The following is a 21,115-nucleotide window of genomic DNA, read 5'->3' on the forward strand; positions in this document are numbered from 1 at the left end:
GACATTTCCCCCGGCAATCCTGCGCATCTTTGCCGGCGTCCCCGGCCGCCTTCTCCCGCGACCACGGGCGGGGCCGGGAATGCCGTTCACCCCATACACCCGAAAAGCCGGACAACCGGACCTGCCGCCCGGAACGGACGAGTCAGGACCGCCGGTCCGCCGGACCGGCGCCCGGCGCGCCGCGTCAGGTCGCGACAGCCGGGGGCTCGCCAGCCGAGGGCTCGACGACCGAGGGCTCGACGACCGAGGGCTCGACGACCGAGGGCTCAGCGGCCGGGACCGGGACGGTCGGGGGCGCGGCGAGCAGCTCGGCGAGATGGCGACCGTGCCGGGTGGTGACGTGGGCGGCCTGGGTGCGGCAGGAGAACCCGTCGGCGAGCAGCACCGCGTCGGCGGGGGCCGCCGCGGCAGCCCGGCCGATGCCCCGCTCGGCGATCGCGACGGAGACGTCGTAGTGCCCGGCCTCCATCCCGAAGTTGCCGGCCAGACCGCAGCAGCCGGCGAGCACCTCCAGCCGGGCGCCGGCCGCCGAGAGCAGGTCGCGGTCGGCCGTGAAGCCCATGACCGCGTGCTGGTGGCAGTGCGGCTGGGCGAGCACCCGCACCTCGTCGAGGCGCGGGGGTGCCCAGCCGGGGGTGACCGTCAGCAGCTCGGCCAGCGTGCGGACCCCGCCCGCCACCAGCGCCGCGGCCGGGTCGTCGGGGAGCAGCCCGGTGAGATCGCCGCGCAGCACGGCGGTGCAGGACGGTTCCAGGCCGACGATGGGCGTGCCCGCGCGGGCGTACGGCGCCAGACTGGCCACGGTCGCCCGCAGCCGCCGGCGCGCCCCGTCGAGCTGGCCGGTGGTGATCCAGGTCAGCCCGCAGCACACCGGTCCGGCCGGCACGATCACCCGGTAGCCCGCCGCGGTCAGCACCTCGACGGCGGCCCGGCCGACCTCGGGCGAGAACGACTCGGTGAACGAGTCGATCCAGAGCACGACGGCACGGCCCCCGCCACCGTCCGACAGCGCCGCCTCCCGTCGCCGCCACCAGCGGCTGAACGGCTCGGCCGCGAAGGCGGGCACGTCCCGGCGGGGGTCCATGCCGCCGAGGCGCAGCAGGACCCGGCGCGCCGCGGGCCGGGACAGCACCGCGTTGACCAGCGCGGGCGCCCGGCCGGCGAGCCGGGCCCAGCGCGGCAGCCAGCCGAGGACGTAGTGGCCGACCGGTCGGATCCGGTGGCGGTGCGCCCGGTGCAGCACCTCGGACTTGTAGGTCGCCATGTCGACCCCGGCCGCGCAGTCGTGCGCGCAGGCCTTGCAGGACAGGCACAGGTCCAGCGCCTCGGCGACCTCCCGGGACGCGGGGCCGCCGCGGACCAGCGTCCCGTTCGCCATCTCCTGCAGCACCCGGGCCCGCCCGCGGGTGGAGTCCTTCTCGTCGCGGGTGGCCAGGAACGACGGGCACATGAACCCGCCCGCCGCCGACGTGTCGGCCCGGCAGGTCCCGAGCCCGACGCAGCGGTGCACGGCCCGCCCGAAGTCCCCCGCGTCGGTGGCGAAGGCGAAGCCGCCGGCGAGGGGCAACGGGCGGGCGGCGGGCAGGCGCAGGTCGGCGTCGACCGGCCGGGGCCGGACCAGCACGCCCGGGTTGAGCAGATCCGCGGGGTCGAACAGGTGCTTGAACCCGGCGAAGGCGGCGATCGCGGCCGGCGAGTACATCCGGGGCAGCAGCTCGCTGCGGGCGCGGCCGTCGCCGTGCTCGCCCGACAGCGACCCACCGTGTGCGGCGACCAGGTCCGCGGCCTCGCCGAGGAAGGCGCGCAACCGGGCGGGCGCCGCCCCGAGCGGCAGGTCGAGCCGGACGTGGACGCAGCCGTCACCGAAATGGCCGTAGGGCACCCCCGCCAGCCGGTGGGCGCGCAGCAGCTCCTCGAAGTCGCGCAGGTAGGCGCCGAGCCGCTCGGGCGGCACGGCGGCGTCCTCCCAGCCGGGCCAGGCCGGCTCGCCGTCAGCGGTCCGCCCGGCCAGCCCCGCGCCGTCCTCCCTGATCCGCCACAGCGCACGGCTCTCGGGCCCGGTCGCCAGCACGCGGACGGCCACCGTCCCCGCGTCGGCCGCCAACGCCCGGCCGGCCGCCAGGGCCTGCTGCGGGGTGTCCCCGCCGACCTCGACGAACAGCCAGCCGGTGCCGGCCGGCAGCGCCGGCACCGCGCCCGCCCCGCGGTGGCGGCGGACGATGTCGACCAGCCGGGCGTCCATCCCCTCCATCGCCAGCGGCGCGTGGGCCCGCAGGGGCGCCACCGCGTCCGCGGCGGCCGGCATGTCCGGGTAGCCGAGCACCACCATGGCCGTCGCGGGCGGGGGCGCCACCAGCCGCACCGTCGCGCCGAGCACGACCACGCAGGTCCCCTCGGTGCCCACCAGCGCCCTGGCCAGGTCGGCGCCCCGTTCCGGGAGCAGGTGCTCCAGGGAGTAGCCGGACACCTGGCGGCCGAACCGCCCGAGCTCCGTGCGCAGGGTCGCCAGGTTGGCCCGGACGAACGCGTCGAGCCCGGGGACCTCGCCCTGCTCGCCGGCGCCGACGCGCAGCCGGCGGCCGGTGCCGTCGAGCACGTCGAGGGCCAGGACGTTGTCCGCGGTGCGGCCGTAGGCGATCGCGCGCGAACCGCAGGCGTTGTTGCCGATCATCCCGCCGAGGGTGCAGCGGGCGTGGGTGGACGGGTCCGGGCCGAAGCGCAGGCCGTGCCGGCCGGCGGCGGCCTGCAGCCGGTCGAGGACGACCCCGGGTTGCACGGTGGCGGTGCGGGCCGCGGGATCCAGCGCGACGATGCGGTCCAGGTGCCGGCTGACGTCCACCACGACGCCGGGGCCGACCGCGTTGCCGGCGATGGAGGTGCCGGCGCCGCGGGTGGTCAGCGGGGTGCCGGTGGCCCGGCAGACCTCGGCGACCGCCGCGATGTCGTCGACCTCCCGCGGGAACACCACCACCGCGGGTGGCACCCGGTAGTTCGACGCGTCCGAGGAGTACTCCGCCCGCCGCCGGGCGGAGGCGTCGACGATCGGGGCGGACGCGCCCGGCCGCTCGCCCAGCGCCGCCCGCAACCGGGCGACCAGCTCGGCACGCTCCGCGCCACCGGGGGGCGGCACCGCGCGGCCGGTGGGCCGAAACTGTCGGACCCGAGCGAGACGATGCCCCCGTCCCGCCCCGAGCGGCGCCCGGTCCCCGTCCCTCGTCACCCCTCCATCCTGGCGGCCCGACCGGGCCGCCCGCACGGGATCGGACCGTTCGCCCCCTTGAGCCCGATCCGTCCTAGCCGCCCCAACTCCAGAAGGTCACGATGAGCGACGTCTCCCCCATCCCCAGTGACTATCCTCCGCGGGAGATGGCGACCCGGACGGCGACGATGGGTGACGACTGACCGTCCCGCGCCCCGGCGCCCTCGGCACCGGCACCGGCGGACAGGTCATTCCTGTTCGAGGCCGCCCAGCACCGGTGGGAGCTCGCCGGAGTGGACGACGCTGAGCGAGCGGGTGGCCCGGGTCAGCGCGACGTAGAGGTCGGCGAGGCCCCGGGTCGGCTCGGTGAGCAGCGCCGCCGGTTCGACGAGCACCACCGCGTCGAACTCCAGGCCCTTGGTCTCCGCCACGCTGAGCACCGCGACCGGCGCGTCCAACGCGTTGCCGGCGGCGCTGGCCGGGTCGACCGAGTCGGGGACGACGGCCAGGTCGGGCAGCAGGGCCATCAGCGCGGAACGCAGGGCCAGCACGTCGCGGGGCCGCGTGATCACGGCCACGCGGCCGGTGCCTGCCGCCGCCGCCTCCCGCCTGGCCGCGTGCGCGACGGCGGCCAGCAGCTGCGCGGACGGCTCACCCGCGGGGGACGGCGCGTCCCCCAGCAACTGCGCGAGCCCGGGGACGTCCTCGACGGCGACATCACCGACCCGCAGCACCGTGGGGCGGTGGCCCACCGAGCGGACCGAGACCGGTGCGGTCAGGGTCGGGTTCTGCGCGCGCAGGACCTCGGCCGCCACGTCCATGATCTCCTGCGGGGTGCGGTAGTTGACGCTGAGCCGTTCCACCGTGAACCGCTCGTCGACCACCGGTGCCAGCAGCTCCGCCCAGCTCGTCGGCGCGCCCGGCCGGGCGGTCTGGGCCAGGTCGCCGACGAGGGTGGCCGTCCGCCCCGGGCAGCGGCGCCACAGCAGCCGCCACAGCATCGGGGAGACCTCCTGGGCCTCGTCGACGATCAGGTGGCCGAACGCCCAGCCTCGGTCGGCGCGGGCGTGCTCGGCGGCGGTGCGCCGCACCCGCGGGCCGGACCAGCGGTCGGCGAGCGCCGCCGCGTCGACCTGCCCCTCCAGGCCCAGCATGTCGACCACGCCGCGGGCGTATTCGCGTTCCTCCGCCCGTTCCCGCTCGGCGCGCCGGGCTGCCTCGAGGCCCGCCTCCTCCTCGGGGTCACCGAGCAGCTCGGCCGCCTCGTCGAGCAGCGGCACGTCCGCCGGGGTCCAGCGTCGCTCGCCGCCGGCGGCCCGCGCAGCGGCGGGCAGGTCGGCACCGAAGGTCGGGCCACCGGTCCGCGGGACCGGAATCCGGGACGCGGCCCTGGGATCGGCGGAGCCTGGACCCACCCGCTCGCCCACCCGGCCGCGGTCCTCGGACCGGCCGCGGTCCTCGGACCGGCCCCGATCGTCGGGACGGCCGCCGTTCGGGCCGGCGCCCGCGGCGGTCGGGAGCAGGTTCGCCGCGGCGAACAGGTCGTCGGCATCGTCCGCGGCCGCCGTCTCGGGGCCGCCGACGCCGCCGGCCCGGATCGCCCGCGGCACATCGGCGCCGGGCAGCGCCCGGCCGGGACGGGACGGGCCGGGACGAGACGGGTCGGGACTGGCCGGGCCGGCGGCCGGGGGCGGGTCCTGCAGCAGGGCGCGTTCGGCCGGCGTGAGGCGGTTGCCCGCCGCCCGGGCCAGCGCAGCCGAGTCGGTGAACAGGTCGCCGACGAGCTGCTGGGGCGTCAGCAGCGGCCACAGCCCGTCGAGGACCGCCCGGATCTCCTCCTCCGCCCACAGGTCGCGGGTGATCTGGCTGCGCTCGTCGGCGTCGAGCAGGCCGCCCGGGATCTGACGGACCACCTGGGTGGTGAGCTCGGCGAGCAGCTCGCGCAGGAAGACCCGCCGGGCCGAGTTGTGCGGGCGGCGGCTACGGCGGGCTCGGGTGCGGGCGCGGGCGACGGTGTCCTGGCCGAGCCGCAGCACATGGTCGTCGTAATTGATCACCAGCTCCTGGCGGGGCAGGCGCTGGCAGTCACGGACCGCCCCGGCGATGACCTCGGCCATCCGCGGGTCGCCCTTGAGGGTGGCGACCTCCACCGGCTCCGTGCCGGTGGCGTCGACCCCGGGAAACAGCCGCCCGGGGGTCGCGAAGACCACCCCGGTCTCACCGAGGGACGGCAGCACCTGATCGATGTACCGCAGGAACACCGGGCTCGGTCCCACGATCAGCACGCCGGACTGGTCGAGCCGGGCCCGGTCGTTGTACAGCAGGTACGCCGCGCGGTGCAGCGCCACCGCCGTCTTGCCGGTTCCCGGGCCGCCGTCGACGACGAGGATGCCGTTCGCCCGGGCCCGGATGATGCGGTCCTGCTCGGCCTGCAGGGTCGCGATGATGTCGTGCATGCGGCCGGTGCGCGGCGCCGCGAGCGTCTCCAGCAGCATCGAGTCACCGGACTGCGCCACCGCGTCGCCCGGCGCCGACCCGAGCGGCCCGAGCGGATCGTCCGCGATCCCGGTGACCTCCCGTCCGCGGGTGCGCAGGTGCCGGCGGCGGACCAGGCCCTGCGGATCGGCGAGGGTCGCCCGGTAGAAGGCGGTGGCGACGGGGGCGCGCCAGTCGACGAGGATGGGCTCCTGCTCGCTGTCGGACAGACCGATCCGCCCGATGTAGGTGCGCCGACCGTCATCGTGGTCCATGGCGCCGAAGCAGAGCCGGCCCTCGGCCGCGTCGAGGCGGGCCAGCCGGTCGGCGTGCGCCGCGGCGAACACGTCCCGCTCGACGATCGACTGCGGGGTGCCCGTACCGACGTCGAGCAGCACCCCGCGCAGCTGCTCACGGGTGATCTCCCGGACCTCGTCCAGCCGGGTGTACAGCGTGTCCAGGTATGCCTGTTCGCGGGCGCGCTCGACATCCTGCATGGTCGGCACCGGCGCTCCTCCCGGTCGGATTCGGTTCGATGGCTGGTCGGGTCGGGTCGGCTTCGTGGGCGGGGTCGGGCTGCGGCCCGCCTACGGCACGCCATTGCGCCGACGGCGTAGCACGCCGCCCCGGTGTTGGGACCGACGCGGCAGCCGATCCGGCCGAGCCACCGCGGCCGCCGACCACGGCCCGACCTGCCCGCCGGGCGCGGACCGGTGAGCCAGGAAGGTAACAGCACCTTCCCCGCGAACCTTCCCGGCCCGCCGCGGGGCCCCGTGTCCGACACGAACGGGTCGGATCGGGCGGGCAAACGACCACGACGGCGACGGCGTCCCGAACCGTACCCGGGGCACGGTGGCCGCAACGCCCCACCGGCGCGTGTTCCAGGTTACGGATGTCGGGCCCGGACGTCTGGCCACTCATCCGTCTGGGCTGCGCCAAACGGGGTGAGGACCAAACGGGAAGCCAGAACCAAACGGGGAGTCAGGACCGATCGGAGGTCGACTCGTGCAGGTCGCCGACGTCGCGTTCCTGCCGCACCCGCACCAGCGCCGCGACCAGCCGGGGCAGGTCGCCCCGGTCGACCAGGTCCAGGAACCGCTGCGGGCTGGTCGGCAGCCCGAGCTCGCTCGCGGTGCGGCGCACCCGCTCGTCGAGGTAGGGGACGAGCTCGTCCCAGCCGGCCTGGGCCTCGCGCAGGAAGATGTCGGCCCCCACCGGGCCGATGCCCTTGATCTTCTGCAGTAGCGCGCGCTCGCGGTCCGGGGAGTGGTCCGCGGCCTCGCGCAGGTGCCGGATGTCGCCGTCGTAGGTGTCCGACAGGTAGCGGCTGGCGTCCGCGAGCTGACGGGAGGTGCTCTCGTCGTAGCGGGCGTAGCCGTTGCGGTTCAGGACGCGGGTGCGCTCCTCCCAGGTTGCCTCGGCCATCGACGCGGCGTCGGTCCAGCCCGCGTCCATGAGCGCGCAGGTGGCCTGGACCGCCGCCGCGGTCCGGATGCGGGCGCTGGCGAGCAGGGCGAAGACGATCAGCCTGAACATCGCCTCGGCGGTGTCGGCCGGCACATCGGCGTCGATCTCGTCGGCGTACGTCCGCCCGTGGCGGGTGAGCAGCTCGGTGACCACCGCCTCGGGGTCAGTTCCAACCATGCACTGGGACTACCCGCGTTGCCCGCGCCCACTCCGGCGCCGCCGGCCGCCGGCCGCCACCAGGGGGAACGATTTCGTCGCTTTTCGCAGTTCCAGCAGGCCGGCGAGGCGCGGGACACGTGCCACTCGGCTCCCGCCGCACGGCCGTCGGTCCCGACCTGTGGGTTCCGGTCGGCGCATGCCCCGGACGCGATCGTCCCGCAGGCTGGGGGTAGATACTTGAGAAGAAGGGAGGCTGACATGTCCAACGATGCAGCGCGGTCCGCATCGCTCCCGTTGTCGCCCGGCCTGGCCCGGGAGGTGGTCGCGGCGGCCGCCGCGGCGCCCTCCATCCACAACACCCAGCCCTGGCTGTGGCGACTCGAGGCGGACGGGCTCACCCTCCTTGCCGACGGCTCCCGCCAACTCGACGTCGCCGACCCCGAGGGACGGCAGCTGCTGCTCAGCTGCGGCGCGGCGCTGTGCAACGCCCGGCTGGCGCTACGGGGCCGCGGCCTGGACCCGGCCGTCGAGCTCCTGCCGGACGGCGACGACTTCCACTCGAAGCGCCTGGCCACCGTCACGGTCATCGGGCAGCGGCCCGCCGACGACGCCGAGCGGGCCCTCGTCGAGGCCATCCCCCGGCGGCACACCGACCGCCGCCCCTTCGACGACCGGCCGCTGCCCGAGGACGCCGTCGGCCGGTTGCGCGCCGCGGCCGAGGCGCAGGGCGCCTGGCTCACCGCGCCGACCGATCCGAACCTGCGCGTCCAGGTCAGCGTCCTGCTCTCGCGGGCGGACTGGATCGAGGAGCACAACGACGACTACCGCAAGGAGCTGGCGTCGTGGAGCCGGACGGCGCCGGCCGCCGACGGCATCCCGCGCAGCGCGGTCGTCCACTCCGACACGCCCCGCCAGTCCGAGTTCCCGATGCGTGACCTCGACGTGGTCGGCCAGGCCGGCACGCTGCTGCAGGAGCACGACGTGGAGCGGCCCGGCATCCTGCTGATCGGCACCGAGGCGGACACCACCGCCGACCGGTTGCGGGCCGGCGAGGCGATGCAGCGGGTGCTGCTCACCGCGACGGCGCTCGGCCTCGCGACGTCGCCGATGTCGCAGGCGATCGACGTCGAGGGCATGCGCGAGCAGTTCCGCGGGGCCACCGGCGGGCTGGGGCACGTCCAGATGATCCTGCGGGCCGGCTACCTGCGGCCAGGCACCGAGCCGCTCGGCCCGACCCCGCGGCGGCGGGTCGACGACGTCCTCGACGTCGCCGGCTCCGACGAGCGCGCCTGACGCGGCGTCGATGAGCGGGGGGTTCGGGCTCGACCTGAGCGACGAGCAGCGCCAGCTGCGTTCCTGGGTGCACGGCTTCGCCGCCGACGTGGTCCGCCCCGCGGCGGCGGAGTGGGACGAGCGCGAGCAGACGCCGTGGCCGATCATCCAGGAGGCGGCGAAGATCGGCCTGTACGACTTCGACGCCCTGGCCACGCTGTGGGCGGATCCCACCGGCCTGTCGCTGCCGCTGGTGTCCGAGGAGCTGTTCTGGGGCGACGCCGGGATCGGCATGTCGATCATGGGCACGACGCTCGGCGTCGCCGGCATCGTCTCCGCCGGCACCCCGGAGCAGATCGGCGAGTGGGCGCCGCAGTGCTTCGGCGACGCGAGCGACCCGAAGGTCGCGGCGTTCTGCGTCTCGGAGCCGGGCGCCGGCTCGGACGTGTCGGCCATGCGGGTGCGGGCCCGGCACGACCCCGCCACCGACGAATGGATCCTGAGCGGCCAGAAGGCCTGGATCACCAACGGCGGCATCGCCGCCGTCCACGTCGTCGTCGCCTCGGTGGACCCGGAGCTGGGCTCGCGCGGCCAGGCGGCGTTCGTCGTCCCGCCGGGCACCCCCGGTCTCACCGCGTCCCGCACGATCCGCAAGCTGGGCCTGCGAGCCTCGCACACCGCGGACGTGTTCCTCGACGACGTGCGGGTCCCGGGGCGCTGCCTGCTCGGCGGGCGGGAGCGGCTCGACGAGCGGCTCGCCGCCGCCCGCGCCGGCCGGCGCGCCTCCGGCCAGGCGGCGCTGGCGACCTTCGAGGTCACCCGGCCGATCGTCGGGGCCCAGGCCATCGGCATCGCGCGCGCCGCGTACGAGTACGCCCTGGACTACGCCCGCGGGCGTGAGCAGTTCGGCCGGCCGATCATCACCAATCAGGCGATCGCCTTCGCGCTCGCCGACATGCGGATGGAGATCGACGCGGCCCGGCTGCTCATCTGGCGGGCCGCCTGGATGGGCCACAGCGGCCGGCCGTTCGAGGCCGGCGAGGGGTCGATGAGCAAGCTGAAGGCCAGCGAGGTCGCGGTGTGGGCGACGGAGAAGGCGGTGCAGATCCTCGGCGGCGCCGGCTACAGCCGCGACCATCCCGTCGAGCGGATGTTCCGCGACTCCAAGATCTACACAATCTTCGAGGGCACGTCGGAGATCCAACGCCTCGTCATCGCCCGAGCGATCTCCGGGATGCACATCCGCTGACCTCGCGTCGGGGTCATTTCCCCGAAAGCCGCCGAGATACGGGGTTTGCTCGGCCACGTGGCGGTTTGATCGAACCAGACCGGGTCGCTCACGGCGGCGCCCGACGTTCGGGGGCGTCGCGGCCCGCCGACGGCGGCCCGGTCCCGACTCGGGGGGTCCCGGGGGCACCGACCACCACGGTCCACCACCGTGTCCCCGGGGACTCCGAAGACGCCGGGGACTCCGGTACGGGCGGGGCGAGTCAGTCAGGCAGTCATGGGCCGGCCGCGCTGACGTAGGCGACGCTGGCGTAGCTGTCGGCGGGGCGCCCGGCGGCGTCGACGCAGCGCACGGCCACCGTGACGGCCGCGGGTGCGCCGCCGGCGGCCGCGGCGGCCGGGAGCTCGGCCGCGGCGCAGCGGGCGGTGGGCTCGCCGTAGGGGGTCACCTGGAGCGAGCTCGGGGTCCGCGAGATCCCGGGGAGGGTCACCTGGTAGCGGCCGACCCCGACCCGGCTGATCTGGTTCGTCGCCCCGGTGCTGTTCGCCGAGTACCAGGCCCAGGCGTTGACCGGCGGGCCCGGCGGGACCTGCTGGATCGGCCCGCCCGGACGGATGACGCCGGTGAACGCGTGGCCGAAGCTGGCCGCGCCGGTCGGGATCAGCGCGTGGCCGCTGGTGTAGAGCAGCACGAACGGGCTGTCCGTCCAGGCCGACCCGCGCGCGCAGCCGACGAACACCGACTGGCGGTCCTTCTTCACCACGCGGCCGAGGGCACTGCACCCCACGGGGCCGTCGCCGATCGCGTTGACCTGCAGGTTGTTGCCGTTCTTCGCGAACGCCGGCCCGGTCAGGTCGATCGTGTAATGCCCGGCGCCGACCCGGTGGACCTCGATCGTGCCCGGTCCGCTGACGCTGTAGGCGTTCGCCGGGCGGGAGGTGGCGGCCGACGCCGCGTCGGACCGCAGGTAGGCGTACGCGCCGCCCGGGGACGGGGCCGCGGTGTCCGGCACGTGACTGAACAGCGCGGTGAACCCGGAGTCGGCCGGCGCCCCCGCGGCGTCGCGGCAGGTCAGGTCGACCTGCTCGTCCCGGCCGGCGGCGCCCCAGCGCACGACGTGGCAGGAGACGACCGGGGCGGTGGTGCCGACGGCCGCGACCGGGTCCAGCGCGGTGACGATCGCCGCGCCGCGCCCCGCGGCCACGGCGATGCCGGGGAAGGTGATCCGGTAGCCGCCGGTCTGCCGGCGCACGACCGTGACCTGCGCGGCGGCGCCCGCCCCGCCCGCGGTGCGCCAGCTACCCGAGCTCTGCGCCGCCGGGACCGCCGTGGGCGCGTTCACCGGGCTGCCGGCCGCGCTGAAACGGGCGAATCCCCACACCGGCGCCGCGGCGGCCCCGGGGCCGCCGGTCGGCGTGGCCGAACGGGCCGAGCCGCCGGCGCCGAGGCGGTCCGGGTCGGACTTCACCGTGCGGGCCGCGTCCCGCGCCCGGGACCGGCCGTCGCCGCGGTGGTCGCCGTCCGAGCAGGCGGCCAGGGCCAGCAGCGCCGCCGCGCAGCCCAGCGCGCCCGTGACCCGGGCGATGCGCGCGGCCATCCTCGCCATGCGGTGCCTCTCCCTCGCAACAAGATCTCGTTGCCACGACAATGGCACATTCGGGGCGTGGGGAGCCGCCCGAGACCGGCGCGAACCCTGTCAATCCGCTGACAACCAGGTCGTAAGCGCAGTCGGAGCCCCGACAGTCCTGCAACAGGGGACACTCACCTAAGATTTTCCCCACGTGATCCGCCGTGCCGGCGGGTCGGGACACCATGATCGTTCAAGGGTCGGTGCGCGACACCGGCGGGCCCGCGTGCTGCGCGTCGCCCGACCGGACCGCGGTCGGCGCGCGGCAGGCAGGGGTACAGGTCGATGGCGTCATCGGATGCTGGTGTGGCGGCGCGTGCCGTTCCTCTCGGCCCGGACGACCCCCGTGAGCTCGGCTCGTACACGCTGCTGGGCAAACTCGGCCAGGGCGGCATGGGCATGGTCTACCTGGGACGCTCGGAGAAGGGCCGGCTCGTCGCGATCAAGGTGATCCGGACGGAGGCGGTCGGCAACCCCGAGTTCCGGGCCCGGTTCCGGCTGGAGGCGGAGACGGCGCGGCGCGTCGCCCGGGTCTGCACCGCCGAGGTCCTCGACGCCGACCCCGACGCCGAGTGGCCCTACCTCGTCACCGAGTTCATCGAGGGCGAGACGCTGGCACGCTACGTCCAGCGCAACGGCCCGCTCGCCGACGCCAACCTCGAACAGCTCGCGGTCGGCGTCGCCGCGGCGCTCACCGCCATCCACAGCGCCGGGATCGTGCACCGCGACCTCAAGCCGGCCAACGTCATCCTCTCCCCCTTCGGCCCCCGGGTGATCGACTTCGGGATCGCCCGGGCCGTGGACGCCGGCAGCGGCCTGACCGGCGACCTGCAGCAGCTCGGCACGCCCGCGTTCATGTCCCCGGAGCAGATCGAGAGCCAGCCGATCACCTCCGCGGTGGACATCTGGGCGTGGGGCGGCCTGGTCGCCTTCGCCGCCACCGGCCACTACCCGTTCGGCGACGCCTCCGCCCAGGTGCTGCTGTACCGGGCACTGCACGAGGAGCCGCGACTCGACGACGTCGACCCGGCCCTGCGCCCGATCGTCTGGCTCGCGATGCGCAAGGACCCGGCCACCCGGCCCACCGCCCAGCAGCTCATGCTGCGCCTGCTCGGCGACCCGTCCGGCACCGGCCCGGACGCCGCCGCCGCCGTCGACCCGCAGGACGTCACCAACGTCCTGCAGGGCTGGAACCTGCCCGCGCCGGGCGCCACCGGCCCGACGGCGGGCACCGGCCCGACAGCGGGCACCGGCGGGCGTGGGGTGGCCGCCGCGGCGGCGAGCGCCGGCGGGTACACCGCGGACCCCGACGCCCCGACCCGGCTGCCGACCAGCCTCGGCGCTCCGGTGCAGCCGCGGCCGGCAAGCGACGGGACCGTCGCCGGCCAGTCCCCCACCCGGGTCGGCGCCGAGGCAGGCGGACCCTCCTGGCCGGGTGGACCCGGCGGGAGCGGCGGGCCTGGTGCGCCGTCCGGCGCTCGCGGCCGCAAGAACCGCGCGCCGCTGCTCGTCGGCGGCGGCGTGGTCGTGGTCGGCGCGATCCTCGCGACCGTCCTCGCCCTGGCCTCCGGCGGCGACGACAGCAATACCGGCGAAACGGGCAGCACCGTCAAGCCCGCCGCCACCGCGGCGGCGTCCGCACAGCCTGCCGCGTTCGCGCTACCCCGCTCGACCGAGCCGCTGGGCCGCGACACCGTCGTCTACGCCTCCAACCGCACCGGCAACTACGACCTGTTCCGCGGCGACGTCACCGGCGACGGCGGCCTCCAGAACGACAAGCCGCTGGTCACCGGGCCGGACAACGACATGCTGCCGGCGATCGCCGCCGACCGGAAGACGGTCGTCTTCTTCAAGAAGGGCAGCCCGAACACGCTGCAGGCGATCGCCGCCGACGGCACCGGCAAGCCCGTGCAACTGTTCACCTCGGGCCCGGCGGCGAAGCTGACGATCGCGGGCGACGCCCGGCCCTCGCTGTCCCCGGACAGCCCGTTCCTGGTCGTCCGGTCGACCACCGACGAGACCGGCAACCCGAATCCCGGCCTCTACGTCGTCCGGCTGGACGGGTCGAGCGTGCGCCGGCTCAAGACGAAGCCGCAGGCGACCGACCCGGCCTGGTCGCCGGACGGCGAGCGCATCGCGTACTGGTCCAACACCGCCGGCGGCGACCGTGGGTTCATCGTGACCATCTCCGTCGAACCCGACGCGGTGGCTCAGCCGGTCATCAACGACAAGCTCACCACCGACTCCGACCCGGTCTGGTCGCCGACCGGCGACAGGATCGCGTTCACCCGGGAGCAGAACGGCGACCTGGAGATCTTCGAGATGAACTCGGACGGCTCCGACGTCCGCCAGCTCACCCACGCGCACGGCAACGACCAGGACCCCGCCTTCGGCCCCGACGGCCGCATCGTCTTCTCCGGCCAGCGCGACCCCGCCAACCCCGCCGCCCGCCAGCTGTTCGTCCTCGACTCGAACAACCCCACCGCCGGCGCCCGCCAGCTCACCACCCTCGGCGGCTTCAACGGCCACGCCCGCTGGAACGCCGGCTGACCCGCGCCCACCCGCCCGCCCTGCTTATCCGGAGGGATTTTTCGGACACCGAAGCCTCCGGATGAGCAGGAGAGCCTGTCCACAGGCCAGCGGGTTGTCCACAGATGGCGTATCGGTGGGTTCCGCGCAGGCGCGGCTACCTCCGGCACTGGATGACGATGCCCGACGCGGACACCGTCGATCTCGCCGGCATTCGGACGAGCACGATCCGGCGCACTCTCGAGGATCTGGCGTTGCTGTGCGATCGCGAACTGTTCGTCAGCGTCCTCGACGCCATGCTCCAGCAGGAACACCTGACCCGCGACGATGTCCTCGACCTGCGCGAGCGGGTGACAGCTCGTCGCAACGGCGACCGCGCGCAGCGCTGGTGGTCGCAGATCGACGGGCGAGCGGAGTCTCCGCTGGAGACGCGGGTCCGGCTGTTGCTCGGTGATGCCGGCCTGCTACCCGACGAGCTTCAGTGGCTGGTCCGCGATCCCTCGACGGGTCTGTCGCTGGCCAGGCTCGACTTCGCCTGGCCGTTGCTGCGCGTGGCGATCGAGACGGATGGCACCGGACCGCACAGTGAGCTCACGGCGCTGTACCGGGACCGGACCCGGCAGAACGCGTTGGTCCGCCTCGGCTGGGACGTTCTGCGCTTCACCTGGCGGGATGCGATGGACGGGGCGCGGGGACTTCGGGAGACCGTACGCGCCGCTCTCCGTCGGGCCCGCGCCGACGCGCCTCCCGGAGGTGGACGGCGGTTACGCCCGACGTGAGCCTGCCGGCGCGCCCTCCCGCTGATCCAGAGGGCATCGGCGTCCGATTTATCCCTCCGGATCAGCGGGAGAAGGGCGCCGCGTCTAGCGGGGTGGGCCGCTGACGGGGGCGGCGGGGGCGCGCTTGACGGTCTTGGGGTCCATGCGGCGGATCAGCAGCGAGGTGCCGATCACGAACAGGATGCCGATCGCGGCGCCCGCGACGATGTCGGTGAGGTAGGCCGACGCCGTGTGGTCGTAGAACGGGTCGACGACGACCTTCGGGTTGATCGGTTTCTTGTTGTCGGGGCGGGGCACCCCGGCGAGGGTGATGCGGTTCATGTCGGCGATCGACGACATCGACGCGAACCCCCAGCGGGCCGGCGCGATGTAGCTGACCTGTTCCAGGCCGGCGGTGCCCTTGACCGGCACGATGCCACCGCTGAAGATCAGCTGTGCCATCGTGATCAGGACGAGCAGGGGCATCGTCTTGTCGGCGTTGTCGACCAGGGCGGAGATCACCAGGCCGAGCATCGCCGAGGCCAGCGACACCACGATCACCGCGATCAGCATCTCCAGCAGCGAGTTGCCGAGGATGAGCCCCGCCTTGGGTGTTCGTCCGGCCAGCCCGATCAGCGTGAACGGGATCGCCTGCGCCACCGTGATGAAGATCAGGACCAGGACCTTCGAGCCGATGTACGCCGTGCGGGACAGGCCGATGGCTCTCTCCCGGCGATAGATCGCCCGTTCCTTGACGATCTCCCGGACCGAGTTCGCCATGCCCATGAAACAGGCACAGAGCACCATGATCAGCAGGATCGTCGGGCCGTCGGAGTTCGGCGAGAGCTGTTGAGCCTGCTCTGGAGTTAGCTCGAAGTTCCCGCCGATGGCTCGGGGGATCAGCCCCAGCAGGAACGGGAACGCGATGATCAGCCGTAGGTAGGACTTGTCCGACGCCACGACGGCCATAGTTCGACGACTCAGCGTGACCAGCTGGGAGGCCACCGACTGCTGGCGCAGCGAGGGCAGTTCCTCCGGCGCCGGGCGCGCCGAGGGGGCGGTGATCGACGCCGGCACGAAGTACCGCGAGTTGCGGAAGCGGGCGGCCGACTCGGCGCCCGGCGTCGCCTCCAGGGTGAGGAAGACGTCCGGGTAGTCCCGCTTGCCGAAGAAGGTCAGCGCGTCCTGCGGCGGCCCGAAGTAGGCGACGTAGCCGCCCGGCGCGAGGACCAGGATGTAGTCACACAGGTCGAGCTGGGCGACGCTGTGGGTGACCACGATGACCGTCCGGCCGTCGTCCGCCAGCTTGCGCAGCGACTCCATGACGTTCTTGTCCATGCCCGGATCGAGACCGGAGGTCGGCTCGTCCAAATAGAGCAGGGTCGGCCGGGTCAGCAGCTCCAGGGCCACCGAGGTCCGCTTGCGCTGGCCACCGGACAGCCGCGACACCTGGGTGTTCGCGTGCTGGGTGAGGCCGAGCTCGGCGAGCACCTCGTCGACGCGGGTGCGCCGCTCCGCCTTCGTGACGTCCGGCGGGAAGCGCAGCTCGGCGCCGTACTCCAGGGCCTTGCGCACGGTGAGCGAGGTGTGCAGCAGGTCCTCCTGCGGCACGTAGCCGATGCGGCGCCGCAGCTCGTCGTACTCGGAGTACAGATCACGGCCGGCGTAGCGGACGGTCCCCTTGTCCGCGGGCCGGAACCCGGTCAGGGCGTTGAGCAGGGTCGACTTGCCGGCACCCGACGGCCCCACGACGCCGAGCAGCGCGCGGCCGGGCAGCTTGAACGTCATGTCGTGCATGAGCTGCTTCTGGCCGGCCCAGACGTTCAGGGCGTCGGCCTCGAAGCTGACGTCGCCGGAGTCGATGTACTCGACGAGCTGATCGCCCTCGAGCTGGAAGACGTGGTGACCGACGGCGATGACGTCGCCCTGGCCGACCTCCGTCCGGTTGATGCGGCGGCCGTTGACGAACACGCCGTTGGCCGAGTCGAGGTCGGCGATCTGCAGGCCCGACCGGCCGATGTAGAGCTCGGCGTGCCGGCGGGAGGCGAGCAGGTCGGTGATGACGATGTCGTTGTCCCGGGCGCGGCCGATCGACATCGTGCCCTGGCGCAGCCGGTAGGTGGTGCGCCGCTCGTGCTCCTGCTCGAGGCTGGTGGAGCCGCCGGGCCGCTCGCCGCGGCGGCGGTCGTCGTAGTCGTCGTAGTCGCGCCCGCGCTGCGCCGGGCTCGTCGGCCCCTGGTGGGCCCGGTTGCCCCGGCCCGCGGTGGGCCGCGGTGGGGTGTAGCCGGCGGCGTTGGGCAGCATCGTCTGCATGTCGTAGCCGGGGTCGTAGGCCGGCTCGTCGATCGGGCCACGCCCCTGCGGGAACTCGGGGTGGACGACGACCTCGGGGCCGGTGGGGGTCCCCAGCCGCAGCCGCACCTCGTCGTGCACCGGCACGGACTCGGGCATCCGTTGCCCGTCGATCCAGGTGCCGTTGGAGCTGATGTCGCGGACGATCCAGCCGCTGCCGGTCTGTTCGAGAAGGAGGTGGCGGCGGGAGACCCGGCTGTCGGCGATGACGTAGTCGGCGGTCCGGGCACGGCCGATGATGAACTGAGCCTCCGCTGGCACAGTGGCCGCACCGGCCTCGGTGACGACTCTCAGGAAGGTCGTCTGCACGTGTTTCCCCCTTCGCGACGGGACGCTGGCCGGGTTGTCCCGCCGAACTCCACCTTGTAACTACGCCAGGTCGTGTCACCAAGCCGAGCGATGCCACCGCTTCGAGCGGCGCCCCCGGTACAACCGGTGATGCCACGCCGGGCGGTCACGCGGGTTGACCGATCATGCCGGATGTCCGATCGTAGCGTCGAGGGATGACCTTGATCCACCCCGGGTGACGGTTGACCGCCCAGCCGAACGGCGTGCCCGCCGTCGCATTCGACCTCTGGACATCTCTCGGTTCCCTGCCGCCTCATGATCCTTCGATATGCCGGTTACCCTGCACGGACCTTCTCGCCGTCGACCCCGGGTCGTCCCGCCACTGCGGCGACCGTGCCGCGGTGGCGGCGACGGTGACGACGCGCGGCTCCCGTGCGGCACCCTATGAGAATGCCGGTCGGTGGTCCGCGGGAGTGGCATCTGTCGCCGATCCGACCGAGGGGGGCACCGGACAGCTTCGAACTGTCGACCGTCCGCGCACAACCGATTCACACAGCCACCCCACCAGGGCCGTAGCCGCTCGCTGCGCGTCCGGGAAATGCCTGGGTGCGCGCCTCGGGGCGGTAACGGGCCCCGCCGCACCCGCCCGGCCCGGACGGGCAGCCGGACGACCGCGGACGGACCCGGCCCACCGCCGCGGCGGCGCCGTCGCGGCGGCCCCCCGAGCGCTCGGGCAGGTGACGCCGGCCGGGACGGCACCGGGAATGTGGCCGGAATCATGCCCGCCCGGGGACGATCGGGTTCCGGGCGGGCTTGGTCATCGGCAGGCAGGTCAGCAGGTCAGGACGCCGGGAGAACGACGTCCTTGGCGGTCGCGGTGAGCGACAGCCCGGTGGCGTTCGTCGACGCCTGGACGATGCGCAGATGGAAGGGGAGCCCGGACACCGGGATCGGGATCGACGGCAGCAGCGCCCCGGGCAAGGGGAACGAGAAGCTGAAGGTGCCCTTGACCTTCACCTCGGTGGGAACCAGGACGAGCATGTTGTTGGTGACCTCGAACGTGGTGACGCCGCCCACCTCCTGAGCGCCGAAGCTGCCCGCGTCGAAGGTGCCCGAGACCTCCACCTGCTTGCCCCCGTTCACCGGGTTGACCTGCATCTTGGGGTCCTGCTTCGCGAGGAAGGCGTTCAGGTCGGCGTAGGTGATGCCGACGGTGGCCCGCACGTCGTCGACCGGGACCTGCCCCACGTTGTCGGTCAGGGCGTCCCCGAGCGGCACGTGCACGCCCTTGAGATGCGCCTTCACCGAGGAGATCTTCGGGCCGGGAGTGGGGATGCCGTCGATCCCGACGCCGATGTCGGTGAACTTGCCGAACAGCACCTGGGTGAGGAAGGGGAACCCGCCGATGCTCACGCTCGTCACCTTCGGCACCGGGTCGCCGGGCTTGAGGTTCTCGGCGACGGATGCCTCGACCTGCTTGCGCATCTGCCCCTTGGCGATCACCACGCTGACCCGGTCGCCCACGACGAACAGCACGACCAGCACGACCAGCACGATGGCCAGCAGCCGACCGCGCCGGCGCCGCCGCGGCGGCTTCGCGGCGGCGGTGGCGCCGGGCGGCGGCCCGCCTGCGGCGAAGCCGTCCCGTCCCGCCCCGCCGTCACCGGCCTGCCGGTCCTGGCCGATCGCCGCGCCGTACCCCGGGTCATGGCCGGGCTGCTGCCCGTAGCCGGACGGGGCGTAGGCAGGCTGGGCATAGCCGGGCTGCGGGTACCCGGGCTGGGGGTCCTCGGCTCGGGGGTCCTCGGGCCGGGTCGAACCCGGCCACGGCTGACCGGCCGCCGCCGCACCACCCCGACCAATGATCATCGTGCCCTCGGCGGCGTCCTCGGGGTCCGACCAGCCGGGCCCGGCCTCCCCGCGACGGCGCACGGCAGCCGTGCTCGTGGTCGGTGCGCCGGCGGGCTGATCGCCGCCCGGTCGGGGTTCGCCGCCCGGTCGGGAATCGGTGCCCGGTCGGGAATCGGCGTCCCGGCGCGCGGCGACGGTGGGGCCGGCCGCGGGGACGGGCCGGCCGTGGGGACCGGCGCCGGACGCGCCCATCGGGCGCACCGGCCGGAACGAGTCGGCCGGCGGGGGCGGGCCCGACGGCCGGAACGAGTCGGCGGGTGGCGGCGGCCCGGACGGCGCCCCCGGGCCGGGCAGGGCGCTGCCCCGCCGAGGGTGCCGCACCTGCCGGCCGCGCCCCCTCGCCGTCGGCGGGCATCACGTGGGTACTGTCCGCCGCCTGCCCGTCACCGTCGCGTCCGTCGTTCACCGGACCATCTCCTGCCGTACCGCGCCGGAGCACGCCGTCGCTATGTGGTCTTCCGCCTGACGGCCGTCATGCGCCAGGCTCTGCCGGATCGTCGCACGTTCCGCGCGTCCCGCAGGCCCGCGGGTCCGATCATCCCCGGATCAGGCGTGTCGGATTACCGACCTTCACCCGAAGCGGGCAGAACAGGCACCTTCGGTACCAAGCCACGGCACGGTCCGGCACGGACAGCTCACACCTCCAGCGGCAGCTGCGCCACCGCGGTGTCCCGTCTGACCGGTGCCAGGCGGAATACGTCGCCGCGCGGCGCCGCGAACGCCTGCCAGAAATGGTCCGCGACCTCGTCGGGGCGAAGCGGGCCCGCCGAGCTCACCCGCCCGTCGAGGACGACCGTGCGCAGCCGGATCCCGCGGGCGGCCAGCGTCGGGCGCAGCGCCTCCGCGAGGGCAGTCAGCCCCGCCTTGCCGACGGCCAGGGCGAAGCGGCCGGCCACCGGTTCGGTGCGCGGGCCCGCCGTGGTGAGCAGGATCGTCGCGGCCACCCGATCGTCGAGCAGCCCGGCGGCGACCTGCACGGCGGCCAGCGCCCCGGTGACGTTCACCGCGAGGGTCTGGTTCATCGTCTCGGCCGCCACCGTGAGCGCGGCCCCGCGGATGCTGAGCTTGGCGTTGTAGACGAGCACGGTGAGCCCGCCGATCTCGGTGGACACCCGCTCGACCGCGCCGGCGAGCGCCGGGGAGTCGGTGACGTCCGCGACCGCGCCGGCGACCGTGAGCCCCTCGCCGGCCAGCGCGTCGCGCACCCGGGTGAGGGTGTCGGCGGAGCGGGAGACCACGCCAAGCGCGAAGTCCTCCCGCCCGTACCGGCGCAACAGCTCGACGCCGAAGCTCGTGCCCGGCCCGACCACGACGAGACCGCGCGTCAGGGGCCCGGACGCATCGTCCGCGCCCGCGTCGGCAGACCCGCCGGCCCCGCTCGCGGCGGCGCCGACCGTGGCAGCGGCGCCGGCCGGCTCCGGCGGGGGTGCCGACGGTGGGTCGACCCGGCGGCGCCCGCTGCCCGGCTCGCGCGGTGCGGTGCTGCTCATGCCCTCATCCTGGCCGAGGCGGCGGCCGGAGATGTCGGGGATGGCCGGATCGGCGCGCGGCGGGTCGACGCACGGCGGGTCGCGGGTTACGGGTGATGGAGGTTGCCGCGGTTGCCGCGGTTGCCGCGGTGACGCCGGGCGGGCCGGCGGGTCAGGTTCGGGTGCGCTCTTCCCGGGCGGCCGCTACCGCGTTGGCGGCCCGCAGCGGCGCGCAGCGCACGTAGGCCCCTCCGAGAGCGGCGCCGACGATGATCGCCGGGATCAGCAGGAGCAGTAGAGCGATGACGACCGCACCAAAGGTCTCCATGTCATCTGCCTACCCACAGTCGCCTGCCTACCCGCGCTCCGTGGCACCCCGGC

At 74.5% G+C, this 21,115-nt stretch carries 12 protein-coding genes; 4 read left to right on the forward strand and 8 right to left on the reverse strand.

Annotated elements, in window-relative coordinates; genetic code table 11:
- Nucleotides 1-184: 184 nt before the first annotated feature.
- The 3 genes from FRAQA3DRAFT_RS16025 to FRAQA3DRAFT_RS16035 form a co-directional block, all read right to left on the reverse strand.
- Nucleotides 185-3,220 carry an FAD-binding and (Fe-S)-binding domain-containing protein gene (locus FRAQA3DRAFT_RS16025; protein ID WP_009740081.1) on the reverse strand — a complete coding sequence of 1,012 codons (3,036 nt, stop codon included), beginning with the start codon at nucleotides 3,218-3,220 and terminating at the stop codon, nucleotides 185-187.
- Nucleotides 3,221-3,447: 227 nt separating this feature from the next.
- Nucleotides 3,448-6,180, reverse strand: a complete 2,733-nt coding sequence (locus FRAQA3DRAFT_RS33210; RefSeq protein ID WP_009740082.1) for an ATP-binding domain-containing protein — start codon at nucleotides 6,178-6,180, stop codon at nucleotides 3,448-3,450.
- A 475-nt stretch (nucleotides 6,181-6,655) separates the two neighbouring features.
- Entirely contained in the window at nucleotides 6,656-7,318 is a 663-nt protein-coding gene (locus tag FRAQA3DRAFT_RS16035) for a hypothetical protein (RefSeq protein ID WP_009740083.1), read from the reverse strand.
- A gap of 240 nt (nucleotides 7,319-7,558) precedes the next feature.
- Between FRAQA3DRAFT_RS16035 and FRAQA3DRAFT_RS16040 the strand changes: the two genes are divergently transcribed.
- Together FRAQA3DRAFT_RS16040 and FRAQA3DRAFT_RS16045 are read left to right on the forward strand one after the other, a co-directional pair.
- Complete coding sequence (locus tag FRAQA3DRAFT_RS16040) at nucleotides 7,559-8,593, forward strand: nitroreductase family protein (RefSeq protein WP_009740084.1); 1,035 nt, start codon at nucleotides 7,559-7,561, stop codon at nucleotides 8,591-8,593.
- A 10-nt stretch (nucleotides 8,594-8,603) separates the two neighbouring features.
- Nucleotides 8,604-9,821, forward strand: a complete 1,218-nt coding sequence (locus tag FRAQA3DRAFT_RS16045) for an acyl-CoA dehydrogenase family protein (protein ID WP_009740085.1) — start codon at nucleotides 8,604-8,606, stop codon at nucleotides 9,819-9,821.
- Between the two features lie 253 nt (nucleotides 9,822-10,074).
- Here the strand turns inward: FRAQA3DRAFT_RS16045 and FRAQA3DRAFT_RS16050 are convergent, their stop codons facing one another.
- On the reverse strand, nucleotides 10,075-11,406 hold the full coding sequence (locus tag FRAQA3DRAFT_RS16050; protein ID WP_009740086.1) for a hypothetical protein: 1,332 nt from the start codon (nucleotides 11,404-11,406) through the stop codon (nucleotides 10,075-10,077).
- Between the two features lie 306 nt (nucleotides 11,407-11,712).
- Here FRAQA3DRAFT_RS16050 and FRAQA3DRAFT_RS16055 point away from each other — a divergent pair, with 306 nt between their 5' ends.
- A complete protein-coding gene (locus FRAQA3DRAFT_RS16055) occupies nucleotides 11,713-13,977 on the forward strand; it encodes a protein kinase (protein WP_009740087.1) in 2,265 nt (754 codons plus the stop codon).
- Between the two features lie 158 nt (nucleotides 13,978-14,135).
- A complete protein-coding gene (locus tag FRAQA3DRAFT_RS16060) occupies nucleotides 14,136-14,735 on the forward strand; it encodes an endonuclease domain-containing protein (RefSeq protein ID WP_157467414.1) in 600 nt (199 codons plus the stop codon).
- A gap of 84 nt (nucleotides 14,736-14,819) precedes the next feature.
- Here the strand turns inward: FRAQA3DRAFT_RS16060 and FRAQA3DRAFT_RS16065 are convergent, their stop codons facing one another.
- From FRAQA3DRAFT_RS16065 to FRAQA3DRAFT_RS36105, 4 genes are all read right to left on the reverse strand, one after another.
- Nucleotides 14,820-17,375 (reverse strand): FHA domain-containing protein, encoded by a 2,556-nt coding sequence (locus tag FRAQA3DRAFT_RS16065; RefSeq protein WP_009740089.1) that lies wholly within the window; start codon nucleotides 17,373-17,375, stop codon nucleotides 14,820-14,822.
- Nucleotides 17,376-18,194: 819 nt separating this feature from the next.
- Complete coding sequence (locus tag FRAQA3DRAFT_RS36100) at nucleotides 18,195-19,286, reverse strand: DUF2993 domain-containing protein (RefSeq protein ID WP_009740090.1); 1,092 nt, start codon at nucleotides 19,284-19,286, stop codon at nucleotides 18,195-18,197.
- A 614-nt stretch (nucleotides 19,287-19,900) separates the two neighbouring features.
- Complete coding sequence (locus tag FRAQA3DRAFT_RS16080; protein ID WP_009740091.1) at nucleotides 19,901-20,755, reverse strand: SDR family oxidoreductase; 855 nt, start codon at nucleotides 20,753-20,755, stop codon at nucleotides 19,901-19,903.
- A 151-nt stretch (nucleotides 20,756-20,906) separates the two neighbouring features.
- On the reverse strand, nucleotides 20,907-21,062 hold the full coding sequence (locus FRAQA3DRAFT_RS36105) for a hypothetical protein (RefSeq protein WP_009740092.1): 156 nt from the start codon (nucleotides 21,060-21,062) through the stop codon (nucleotides 20,907-20,909).
- Between the last annotated feature and the right edge of the window lie 53 nt (nucleotides 21,063-21,115).

Origin of the sequence: Frankia sp. QA3 (assembly GCF_000262465.1) — a bacterium.
Lineage (GTDB): Bacteria > Actinomycetota > Actinomycetes > Frankiales > Frankiaceae > Frankia.